Here is a 12,922-nt window from a genome sequence, read left to right as displayed (position 1 = left end):
GAGGTCGTCGATCCCGACAGCGCCCGCGATCTGTACATCAACCAGGTGGCTCTGGACATCGAACACTTGCCGGTGGCCCGTTTTAAATCGGCGTGGGCGGCGGCGGTGCAGCGTCATCCGATCCTGCGTGCGGCGTTCCTGCGCGTCTCCGGCAGCGAACAGCCGGTGCAACTGATTCGTCGCGATGCGGCGTTGGTCGTGCGCGAACTGGATCTACGTGAACTGGAACCGGGCGGCAGCGATCAGGCACTGGCCGACGTACTGGCGACCGAGCGCGAAACCCCGTTCGACCTGCACGCCGCGCCGCTGATGCGCGTGCTGCTGGTTCGCCAAAGCGAGACGCTGTGGAAACTGGTCTGGACCTTCCACCACATTTTGCTGGACGGCTGGAGCAGCGCGGCGGTGCTGGGCGAAGTGATTCAGGCGGCGATGTCCGACGCCACCCCGCAGCCCGCCGGGCATTACGGCGACTACGTCGAATGGCTGCTGAGCCGCGACGCCGAGGGCAGCAAGACCTTCTGGCAGACCCACCTGGCCGGTTTCGACCAACCGACCATGATGGCAGCCGCCCTTACCGCGCCGACGTCCGCCACGGGCGAGCCGTTGCCGAACCAGGTGCGGGTCACGTCCATGGATCTGAACAGCGAACTGCTGAACAGCGCCGCCCGCCGCCAGCGCGTGACCGTCAACACGCTGATTCAGGCGGTGTGGGTGTTGCTGTTGCAGCGCTACACCGGCCAGCAACGGGTGGCGTTCGGCGCCACCGTGTCCGGTCGTTCCGCGCAAGTGCCGGGCATCGAACGCATGCTCGGGCTGTTCATCAACACCCTGCCGCTGGTGCAGGCGCCGCAAGCGCAGCAGAAGGTCGGCGACTGGCTCAATGACCTGCAAGCCCACAATCTAGAGCTGCGCGAGCACGAACACACGCCACTGTTTGAGGCCCAGCGCTATGCGGGCCATGCCGGTCGTGACCTGTTCGACAGCCTGCTGGTGTTCGAGAACTACCCGGTGGACGCGGTGCTGCGGGACAAGCAGGCCAACGGCGTCAACCTGGGTTCCGTCGAACTCAGCGACAAGACCCACTATCCACTGAGCCTGGCGGTGGTGGCGGGCGAGCACGCCCATGTTCACGTCAACTACCACAGCAACGTGTTCAGCGCCGAACAGATCACGCGTCTGTGCGGGCATTTCCAGGCGCTATTGAACGGCCTCTGCCGCTTCCCCGAGGCGCGCATCGGCGAGCTGTCGATGCTCACCGAAGGCGACATCCAGCAGATGCACGCGTGGAACACGCCGCCGTTTTCGCCGTATGTGGATCGGCCGATTCACGAGCTGATCGCCGACCACGCACGCCTTCGTCCTGACGCCATCGCGCTGGTCCATCGCGAACAGCGCCTGACCTTCGCCGAGTTCGACCGCCGCGCCAATCAACTGGCTCACGCCTTGCGCGCCCGGGGCATCGGCACCGAAGTGCGCGTGGCGATTGCCATGGAGCGGGGGATTGATTTGTGGCTGGCGTTCTATGCCGTTTTGAAATCCGGAGGGGCGTACATTCCGCTCGACCCGGATTACCCGACCGAGCGCCTGCGTTACATGCTGGAGGACGGTGGCGTGAAGCTGTTGATCAGCCACGATGCAGCGCTGGATCGAGTGCCGGTGGGCAAAGTGCCGCTGCTCAACATCGACGAGCTTGATTGCTCGTCCGAGCCAGTGACGGCACCCGATGTGGTGATTCATCCGCAGCAACTGGCGTACCTGATCTACACCTCGGGCTCGACCGGCAAGCCGAAAGGCGCCGCCATCGCCCACGCCGACATCTCGATGCACATCCAGACCATCGGCGAGCGCTACCGCTTCACCCCGGAAGACCGCAAGTTTCACTTCCTGTCGATCAGCTTCGACGGCGCCCATGAAGGCTGGATGATGCCGCTGTGTTACGGCGCGCGAGTCGTGTTGCGCGATCAGGAGTTGTGGAGCGTCGAGCAGACCTACGACACGCTGATTCGCGAAGGCATCACCGTGGCCTCGTTCCCGCCGAGCTATCTGCGCCAGCTGTCCGACTGGGCCGGCGTGCAGGGCAAGGGTCCTGGCGTGAAGACCTACTGCTTCGCCGGTGAAGCCTTCAGCCGAGAAATGCTCCACGACGTGATCCGCAATCTGCAGCCGCTGTGGATCATCAACGGCTATGGCCCAACGGAGACCGTGGTTACGCCGACGCTGTGGCTGGCGTCTGCCGAGACCGCTGATTTCACCACGGCGTATGCGCCGATTGGTGATCTGGTGGGGGATCGTCAGGGTTACGTGATGGACGCGGATCTGAACCCGCTGCCCCAGGGTATCGCAGGGGAGCTTTATCTGGGTGGCGCCGTGGCGCGGGGTTATCTGGACCGTCCCGGCGCAACCGCCGAGCGCTTCTTGCCGCATCCTTTCAAGGCCGGTGAGCGCCTCTATCGCAGTGGCGACCGCGTGCGCCTGAACAGCAAGGGGCTGCTGGAATACCTCGGCCGTATCGACCATCAGATTAAAATCCGTGGCTTCCGCATCGAGGCCGGCGAGATCGAAGCGGCGCTGAAAGCCTGCGACGGCGTGCGTGAGGCCTTGGTCGTTGTCCGTGACAGCGCGAACGGAAAGCTCCTGCTGGGTTATGTCGGCGGCAACGGTCTGGCCGAGGACAGCCTCAAGCAGCAGCTGAAAAACACCCTGCCGGAATACATGGTCCCGGCGCACATCGTGGTCATGGAGCGCCTGCCGCAGTTGCCCAATGGCAAACTCGACCGCAACGCGCTGCCTGACCCGCAGGTGATCTCCAGCGATTATCAGGCGCCGCAAACGCTCCTTGAACAGCAATTGGCGGCGCTGTGGCAGCCGTTGCTGGGCATCGACGCCGTCGGCCGCAACGATCACTTTTTCGAACTCGGCGGCCACTCGCTGCTGGCGATGCAGCTGATCTCCCGGCTGCGCCATGAGCATCAATTGAGCGTGCCGTTGCGGGTGCTGTTCGACGCGCCGCGCCTCAGTGATTTCGCCCAGCGCATTGCCGGGTTGGCATCCACCGATGCCAAGCAGCTTGAGCTGACCCCGCGCCGGCAAGCCCTTGCCGTACAGTCCTTTTCCCAGCAGCGCTTGTGGTTCCTCGATCAGCTGCAACCCGGCGGCCATGCCTACAACCTGCCGGGCGCCGTGCGCTTGTGCGGCGAGCTGAACGAGGCTGCGTTGCAGGCGGCCTTCGACGGCCTGACCGCACGCCATGAAGTACTGCGCACACGGTTCATGGCGGTCAATGGCATGCCGATGCAACAGATCGAGCCTGCCCAGTCTGTGCAGATTGAGCGGATAGACATCACCGCCGAGCCGAATCTCGACACCGCTTTCAACGCCCTGGCCCAGGCCTTCGTCAAGCGCCCGTTCGACCTGTCCCGCAGCCCGGTCTGGCGGCTGGCCCTGGTGCGTGTCGCGCCTGATGAGCAGCGTCTGCTGCTGTGCCTGCACCACATGATCTCGGACGGCTGGTCAGTGCGCGTGCTGCTGCAGGAATTCTGCGAGCTGTACCGCGCCGCCGTGGAAAACCGCGCGCCGCAACTCGCGCCATTGCCGGTGCAATACGCCGACTTTGCCGCCTGGCAGCGCGAATGGCTGGCGGCGGGCGAGGGCGAGCGGCAACTGAACTACTGGCGCGAGCAACTGGGGGACGAGCATCCGGTGCTGGAGCTGCCCACCGATCGACCGCGTCCCCCCCAGCAAAGCTATCGCGGCGACCGTGTGCTGTTCGCCTTCGATGCCGCGTTCAGTCAGCGCCTGCGCGAGTTCGCGAAACAGCAGGGTGCTACGCCGTTCATGGCGATCCTGTCGGCGTACCAAGTCTTGCTGCACCGCCTGAGCGGGCAGAACGACCTGCGCATCGGCGTGCCGATTGCCGGTCGTTCGCGGCTGGAAGTCGAAGGGCTGATCGGCTTTTTCGTCAGCACCCAGGTGCTGCGCGCCGAGGTGTCTGCCGAGCTGAGCTATCGCCAGGTGCTGGAGCAGGCCAAGACACGAACCCTCGGCGCCCAGGCCCATCAGGACTTGCCGTTCGAGCAATTGGTCGAGGCGCTGCAACCTGCGCGCAGCCTGAGCCACAACCCGTTGTTCCAGGTGGCCTACGATCACCAGCAGCAGAACTTCGAATCACTCGCCGGGCTGCCGGGTCTGCGCGCCGACGTGCTGCCGCTGGACGACGGCAGCAGCCAGTTCGGCCTGGCGCTGAACACCCACGAAGACGCCGAGGGCGGGCTGGGTGGGTCGTGGAATTACGCCACGGATCTGTTTGATCACGGCAGTATCGAGCGGCTGCATGCTCGCTTTGAGCAGCTGTTCGCCGAGTTGATCGAGCAGCCGGACGCGGCGATTGGCGATTTCGAGCTGCTGGATGCTGAAGACCGTGCGCGGTTGGCGTTGGTCAATGACACAGCACGGAACTGGGCTGCCGATGAGCCATTTGTTCATCGCCAGTTTGAGCGTCTGGCGCAGTTGCATCCTGAGCGGGAAGCCTTGCGCTTTGGCGATGAGGTGTTGAGCTATCGCGAGCTAGATCAGCGGGCGAATCAGTTGGCCCATTACCTCGGGGAGCAAGGTGTCGGCCGCGAATCGTTGGTAGGCGTGGCGGCGTTGCGCTCGGTGGAAATGGTGGTTGCGCTGTATGCGGTGCTCAAAGCCGGTGCGGCGTATGTGCCGCTTGATCCCGAGTACCCGGCGGATCGTCTGCGCTACATGCTCGAAGACGCCGGGATCGGGTTGCTGCTGAGCCACGATGCCGTGATCAATGACCTCCCGGTTGTGGAAGGCCTGCGAGTGGTGAACCTCGATCACCTGGCACTGGCGGATTATCCGGTCACAGCGCCAGTTGTAGAGCTGCACCCCGAACAACTGGCCTACATGATTTACACCTCCGGTTCGACCGGCAAACCCAAGGGGGCGGGCAACACCCACGCCGCGCTGTTCAACCGTTTGGCCTGGATGCAAGAGGCCTATGTTCTCGACGCCTCGGACGCGGTACTGCAAAAAACGCCGTTCAGTTTCGATGTGTCGGTCTGGGAGTTCTTCTGGCCGTTGATGGTGGGTGCGCGTCTGGTGGTCGCTCAACCGGGGGATCATCGCGATCCGCTGCTGTTGAAATCGCTGATCGAACAGCAGCACATCACCACGCTGCACTTCGTGCCGTCGATGCTCGGTGCCTTCATGGCTCAGGACGATCTCACTAGCTGCGCTTCCCTGAAACGCATCGTCTGCAGCGGCGAAGCCTTGCCTGCCGATCTGGCGCGGGAAACCCTTCAACGCCTGCCCAACGCCGGCCTGTTCAACCTGTATGGCCCGACGGAAGCGGCCATCGACGTGACTCACTGGACGTGCGTTGATGAGCCGGGCGTTTCCGTGCCCATCGGCGCCCCCATCGCCAACCTGCAGATCCACATCCTCGACAGCCGCCTCAACCCGCAACCCGTCGGCGTGCCCGGCGAGCTGTACATCGGCGGCGCCGGCCTCGCGCGCGGCTACCACTTGCGTCCCGGCCTGACCGCCGAGCGGTTCGTGGCGAGCCCGTTCGGCACCGGCGAGCGTCTGTATCGCACCGGTGACCTGGCCCGCTGGCGTGCCGACGGCGTGGTGGAATACCTCGGCCGTCTCGATCACCAGATCAAACTGCGCGGTCTGCGGGTTGAAATCGGCGAAATCGAAGCGGCGCTGCTCGATCATCCAGCCGTTAGCGAAGCGGTGGTTATCGCCCGTGAGCTCAGCACTGGGATGCAGCTGGTGGGCTATCTGGTGGCCGAGGACTTCGACGAAGAACACCTGCGCACTCAACTGAAACAACGCCTGCCGGACTACATGGTCCCGGCCCACTTCGTCACGCTGGACAGCCTGCCGCTGTCCGCCAACGGCAAGCTAGACCGCAAGGCGTTGCCTGACCCGCACATCCAGCAACGGGCCTTCGAAGCGCCACTGGCGGGGGTCGAAACCCAGCTGGCCGCGCTGTGGCAAGACCTGCTTGGCGTGGCGCAGATCGGCCGTCAGGACAACTTCTTCGCCCTCGGCGGTCATTCGCTGCTTGGCATTCAACTGGTGGCGCAGATCCGCCGCGACCTGAAGCTTGAGCTGCCCCTGCGTGCGCTGTTCGAGTCACCGGTGCTGGCTGACCTCGCTCACTACCTGAACACACAGGCCGTTGCGACGGCGATGCCGGTTCTGCAGCCCCGTGCCGACCGCGAGTTCGCGCCGCAGTCCTTTGCCCAGCAGCGCCTGTGGTTCCTCGCGCAACTGGAGCCCGAAAGCGTCGCGTACAACCTGCCGTGCGTGCTCAACCTCAGCGGCGCGCTGAAACTTGATGCCCTGCAGCAGACCTTCGATGCCCTGGCGGCCCGTCACGAAACCCTGCGCACTTGCTTCCGTCCATCCCCGACTCAACACCGGGAGGCGGTGCCGCAGCAACGGATTTTGCCGATCAGCAGCGTGCACATCGGCCGTCACGATCTGCGCGACAACGCGGCGCCGGAAGCCGCCTTCGACGCGCTGGCCGAGGCGTTCATGAACCAGCCCTTCGACCTCGACGCCGAGCGCGCGCCGTGGCGGGTGGCCCTGGCGCGGGTGGCGGACGATCAATGGCGCCTGCTGCTGTGCATGCATCACATCATCTCCGACGGCTGGTCGGTGCAGGTCATGCTCGAAGACTTCGCCGCGTTGTATCGCCGGTTCGCCCAGGGCAGCGACGTGCAACTGTCTGGGCCGCAACTTACGGAGCTAAGCGTGCACTACGCCGACTACGCCTGCTGGCAGCGCGAGCACCTGAGCGGCGCTGAGCGCGAGCGCCAGTTGAACTGGTGGCGTGAAGCCTTGGGTGACGAGCAGCCGGTGCTGGAACTGCCGGCGGACCGTTCGCGTCCGGCCGAACGCGACGGCAAAGGCGGGCGCCATGCCTTCGTGCTGCCGCAAGACCTGGCCGACACGCTGCGCCAGACCGCAAAAACCCACGACGCCACGCTGTTCATGCTGTTCCTGGCCTCGTTCGACACGCTGCTGTATCGCCTCAGCGGCCAGCGCGACCTGCGCATCGGCGTGCCGGTGGCCGGACGCGCCGAGGTGCAGACCCAGGGCCTGATCGGCTTCTTCGTCAACACCCTGGTGCTGCGTGCCCAGCTCAGCGGCGACCAGCCCTTCACCGCGCTGCTCGCCCAGGTCAAGGACAACCTGCTCGGCGCCCATGCCCATCAGGACCTGCCGTTCGAGCAACTGGTGGAAGCGCTGCAACCGGCGCGCAGCCTCAGCGTCAACCCGCTGTTCCAGGTCAGCTACAACCATCAGCAGCAGCCGGACCTGTCGCTGCTGCAGTTCGACGACCTGAGCTGCGAAGCCCGCCAATGGGACATCAAGGGCGCGCAGTTCGATCTGGTGCTGGGCACCTTCGAGCACCGCGACGGCAGTATCAGCGGCTACCTCGATTACGCCATTGACCTGTTCGACGCCTCAACCGTGGCGCGTCTGTTCGAGCAACTGGTCACGCTGTTGCGGGCGATTTGCGCCCAGCCCGACGCCGCCATCGGCGACCTGCCGTTGCTCGGCGAGACGGACCTGGCCGCGCTAGATCAGTGGAACACGCCGCCGTTTTCGCCTTACGTGGATCGGCCGATTCACGCGCTGATCGCCGACCACGCGCGCATTCGGCCCGACGCCATCGCGCTGGTCCATGGCGAGCAGCGCCTGACCTTCGCCGAGTTTGACCGTCGCGCGAATCAACTGGCTCATGCGCTGCGCGCCCGAGGCATTGGCACCGAAGTGCGGGTGGCGATTGCCATGGAGCGGGGGATTGATTTGTGGCTGGCGTTTTATGCCGTTTTGAAATCCGGAGGGGCGTACATTCCGCTGGACCCGGATTACCCGACAGAGCGCCTGCGTTACATGCTGGAAGACGGCGGCGTGAAGCTGCTGATCAGCCACGACGCTGCGCTGGGTCGTGTGCCGGTCGGTGATGTGCCGCTGCTGAATATCGATGAACTGGATTGCTCATCCGAGCCAACTACGGCACCGGATGTGGTCATTCACCCGCAGCAACTGGCCTATCTGATTTACACCTCGGGTTCGACCGGCAAGCCAAAGGGCGCGGCCATTGCCCACGCCGACATCTCGATGCACATCCAGACCATCGGCGAGCGTTATCGCTTTACCCCGGAAGACCGCAAGTTTCACTTCCTCTCGATCAGCTTCGACGGCGCCCACGAAGGCTGGATGATGCCGCTGTGTTACGGCGCTCGCGTTGTACTGCGCGATCAAGAGCTGTGGAGCGTCGAGCAGACCTACGACACGCTGATCCGCGAAGGCATCACCGTGGCCTCGTTCCCGCCGAGCTACCTGCGTCAGCTGTCCGACTGGGCCGGCGTGCAGGACAAGGGCCCTGGGGTGAAGACCTACTGCTTCGCCGGTGAAGCCTTCAGCCGCGAAATGCTCCACGACGTCATTCGTAACCTGCAACCGCTGTGGATCATCAACGGTTATGGCCCGACGGAAACCGTGGTCACACCGACCTTGTGGCTGGCGTCTGCCGAGACCGCCGATTTCACCACGGCCTACGCGCCGATTGGTGATCTGGTGGGGGATCGTCAGGGCTACGTGATGGACGCGAATTTGAACCCGCTGCCTCAGGGCATCGCCGGTGAGCTTTATCTGGGCGGCGCCGTGGCGCGGGGTTATCTCGACCGTCCCGGCGCAACGGCCGAGCGTTTCCTGCCGCACCCGTTCAGGGCTGGCGAACGCATCTACCGCAGCGGCGACCGCGTGCGCCTCAACAGCGAGGGACTGCTGGAATACCTCGGCCGTATCGACCATCAGATCAAGATCCGTGGCTTCCGCATCGAGGCCGGTGAAATCGAAGCGGCGCTCAAGGCCTGCGAGGGCGTGCGTGAAGCGCTGGTGATCGTGCGCGACAAAGGCAACGGCAAGCAGTTGCTCGGCTATGTCGGCGGCAATGAACTGTCGGAAGACAGCCTCAAGGATCAGCTGAAAAACACCCTGCCGGAATATATGGTGCCGGCGCACATCGTGGTCATGGAGCGTCTGCCGCAGTTGCCCAACGGCAAGCTCGATCGCAACGCGCTGCCTGATCCGCAGCTCGGCAGTCAGGCCGTCGAAGCGCCGGAAGGTGAGCGCGAAGTCGAGCTGGCAAAGGTCTGGCAACAATTGCTGGGCGTCGAAACCATCAGCCGTCAGGACAGCTTCTTCGAGCTGGGCGGCGATTCGATCCAGTCGTTGGCGGTCATCACCCGTCTGCGTCAGGTCGGTTTCAAGCTGCTGCCCAAAGACGTGTTCAGCCATCCGCGGCTCAAGGATCTGGCCCTGCGCCTCACGGTCATCGAGGCCGGCGCAGCGCCGTTGATTGAAGACGCGCCGAAGGGCGAGTTGCCGTTGACGCCGATTCAGGCGCATTTCTTCGAGCAGCCGATGAGCAACCGCGCGCACTTCAACCAGGCGCTGTTGCTGGACGTGCAGCGCCCGCTGGAAGCGGCATTGCTGAGCAAGGCGCTGGACGCGCTGCTGGGTCATCACGATGCCCTGAACCTGAGTTTCCATCAGCACGCCGACGGTCGCTGGCAGCAGCGCTATCGAGCGACACCGGCTGTCGACAGCCTCTGGCTGCGTGACGTGGCCGACGAGCGCGCCATGACTGCGCTGTGCGAACAGGCCCAGCGCAGCCTTGACCTGCATAACGGCCCGCTGTTGCGCGTGGTGCTGGCGCAGATACCTGAAGGGCAAAAGCTGTTGCTGGTCGCTCATCACCTGGTGGTCGACGGCGTGTCGTGGCGGGTGCTGCTGGAGGATCTGGCGCGGGCTTACGCCCAGATTGCTTCGGGCAGCTCGGTCGATCTGGGGCCGAAATCCAGCAGCTTTCAGCGCTGGGCCCGGCATCTGGTCGATGCGGCACAAGCGCCTGAGCGTCAAACCGAAGTGGGCCAGTGGCGGGAGCAGGTCGGCAGCACCGAGCCGGTGTGGCCGGTGGACCACCCGGAAGGCCGCGCCACGCAACAGGACCTCGAACAGTGCGAGCTGCTGCTGGACGCCGGGCTGACCCGTCGTCTGCTGCGCGAAGCCCCGGCGGCACTGGCGGCGCGCACTGATGAAATTCTGTTGGCGGTGCTCGCCGAAGCGCTCAAGGACTGGAGTGGCCAGCCCGACACCCTCATCGCGCTGGAGGGCCATGGCCGCGAAGCCCTCGCCGACGGCCTGGATGTGGGCCGTACAGTGGGCTGGTTCACCAGTCTGTTCCCGCTGCGGGTGCGTGCTGCGAACGACATCCGCCAGACCCTCGCCAGCGTGCGCGACAGCCTGCGGGGCTTGCCGGACAAGGGCGTCGGCTTCGGCCTGCTGCGCTATCTGGGCAACGATTCGGCGCGTCAGTCATTGGCCGCGCTGGCGGAACCCAAGGTGGTGTTCAACTACCTCGGTCAGTTCGATCAGGACCTGGGCGATGGCCGCTTCTCGCCGTCGAAGCTGTCGGCCGGGGCGCTGGTGGATCCGTCCACGCCGCTCAATCGCGAGCTGGAAATCAACGGTCAGGTGTTCGCCGGGCAACTGGGGCTGACTTTCCGTTTCAGCGGTCAGCGCTATCAGCGCCCGACCATCGAACGTCTGCAAGCGGCTTATCGCGACGGGCTGGTGGCGTTGCTGGAAAGCCTGCCGTCGGCGCAACCGGCCGCGCCGCAATCGACTGCACCGCAAAGCCTGTCGGTCAGCCGCGACGGCGCGCCAAATCCATTGATTCGTCTGAGCGGCGGCGCCAGTGACAAGCCGCCGGTGTTCTGCGTGCACCCGGTCAGCGGCACGGTGGTGGGTTACTACGCACTGGCCCGTCGGCTGTCTGCGCAGTGGGACGTGTGGGGCATTCAGAACCGTCAGGTGCTGGACGGTCAGTGGCGCGACAGCTCCATTGAGCAAATGGCCCGCGACTACGTCAAGGCGCTGCTTGAACAGCAACCGTCCGGCCCATACCGGCTGATCGGCTGGTCCATGGGCGGGACCATGGTCCTGGAAATGGCCCGGCTGCTGACCCGACTCGGCAAGCGCGTTGAGTTCGTCGGCCTGATCGACGGCTACGTACCGGGCGCCGGCCTGCCGCGTCCTGCCGTGCCGGGAACCCCGGTTCTCGACGCTGATGACGAGGGCGTGGAAGCCGACGCGCACTGGCAACAGTTGCTCGGCGTCGAGCGGCACATGCGCCAGTTGGCCAATCAATGCCGCCAGATCCACGCCCTCAGCGTGCCGGTCTACGCCTGGTGGGCCGAGCGCTCGCCGGAAAATAACGATAACGCACCGGCTCTTCTGGAGCAGGGCATGGGTGTTCGCTTGCAGGTTTCTGCCTGGATCGACGCCGACCACCTTTCGATCGTCCGTGATCAGCCGTTTATCACTCAGCTTGCCGAGGCCCTCGCGCAGGTCAACGAACGCCCTCATTCCTACGATTCCCAGGAGCACGAACATGCATAGCCAACACAACGTGACGCCGATTGCCGCCCGCCACAGCGAGGCGCTGCCGAGCAGCCCGGACGCCGCCGTGGCCAACGCCGACTACCGCTTTGCGCCGACCCCGCGACTGGAGCGGCAGGCCGCCGTGGAATCCAATGCGCGCAGCTACCCACGGCGCATCCCCCTGGAACTCAAGCGCGCCCAGGGCATTCACGTGCAGGACAGCGAAGGGCGCTGGTTCATCGATTGCCTGGCCGGCGCCGGCACCCTGGCGCTGGGGCATAACCACCCCGAGGTGATCCAGGCGATGCGCGCCACCCTCGACGGCCAGCGTCCGCTGCACACCCTGGACCTGATGACTGAAGCCAAGGACGATTTCATCAACGAGCTGTTCGCCTTGCTACCGCCAGAATTCGCCAAGGACGCGCGCATTCAGTTTTGCGGCCCGGCCGGTACCGATGCGGTGGAAGCGGCGCTGAAACTGGTACGCACCGCCACCGGGCGCAGCAATCTCATGGCTTACCACGGCGCCTATCACGGCATGACCCAGGGCGCGCTTGCGCTGATGGGCAACTTGGGGCCGAAGACTTATCTGGACGGCATGGCCGGCGGCGCGCAGTTCCTGCCGTTTCCCTACGACTACCGCTGCCCGTTCGGCGTCGGTGGCGAGGCCGGCGAGCGCATCGGCCTGCACTACATCGAGAACCAGCTGACCGACCCGGAAAGCGGCGTCCTGCCGCCGGCCGGGATGATTCTGGAAACCCTGCAGGGGGAGGGCGGCGTGGTGCCGACCTCGGCCAACTGGCTGCGGGAAATCCGCCGCATCACCCGCGACGCTGGCGTGCCGCTGATTCTCGACGAAATCCAGTGTGGCGTCGGTCGCACCGGCAAGCCGTTTGCCTTCGAACACGCGGGTATCGTGCCGGACGTGCTGGTGCTGTCCAAAGCCATCGGCGGCAGCCAGCCGATGGCGGTGGTCGTCTACAACAAGTCCCTGGACGTGTGGAAACCGGGCTCCCACGCCGGCACCTTCCGTGGCAATCAGCTGGCGATGGTGGCGGGTTCGACAACCTTGCGCATCGTCCGCGAACAGCAACTGGACCTGCACGCCGCCGCCATGGGCGAGCGCCTGATCGGCCACCTGCGCTCGCTGCAGAAGGACTTCCCGCAGATGGGTGATGTGCGTGGCATGGGCTTGATGCTCGGGGTGGAAATGGTCGATCTCGACGGCCGCCCGGACGCCCTCGGTCACTTCCCCCACAGCGGGGCGCTGGCCTCGAATGTTCAGCGTGAATGTTTGCAGCGCGGCCTGATCATTGAGGTAGGTGGGCGGCACTCGTCGGTCATCCGCTTCCTGCCGCCGCTGATCGTCACCGCCGCGCAGATCGACCAGATCGCCGACATCTTCGCCGCCGCCGTTTCAGCGGCCGTCAAACAGCGTTAA

The 12,922-nt window shown here is 65.0% G+C and carries 2 protein-coding genes (1 of these 2 cut by a window edge); both read left to right on the top strand.

Annotated features, from left to right (window positions below):
- A protein-coding gene (locus IFT99_RS18650; RefSeq protein WP_244657014.1) for a non-ribosomal peptide synthase/polyketide synthase crosses the window boundary here: on the top strand, positions 1–11,499 show its 3' portion. It extends 4,716 nt beyond the left edge of the window; the window shows 11,499 of its 16,215 coding nt (coding positions 4,717–16,215); its start codon lies beyond the left edge, outside the window; its stop codon occupies positions 11,497–11,499.
- Positions 11,492–12,922 (top strand): aspartate aminotransferase family protein, encoded by a 1,431-nt coding sequence (locus IFT99_RS18645; protein ID WP_192134212.1) that lies wholly within the window; start codon positions 11,492–11,494, stop codon positions 12,920–12,922. Before IFT99_RS18650 ends, IFT99_RS18645 begins: the two co-directional genes overlap by 8 nt.

It is taken from the genome of Pseudomonas sp. CFBP 8772, from assembly GCF_014841665.1.
GTDB classification, from domain to species: Bacteria; Pseudomonadota; Gammaproteobacteria; order Pseudomonadales; family Pseudomonadaceae; genus Aquipseudomonas; species Aquipseudomonas graminis_B.
This window is presented reverse-complemented; position numbering and strand designations above follow the sequence as displayed.

Excerpts from the sequence above, each read along its gene's own strand:
- IFT99_RS18645 (WP_192134212.1), top strand. The coding sequence starts at position 11,492 with ATGCATAGCCAACACAACGTGACGCCGATTGCCGCCCGCCACAGCGAG.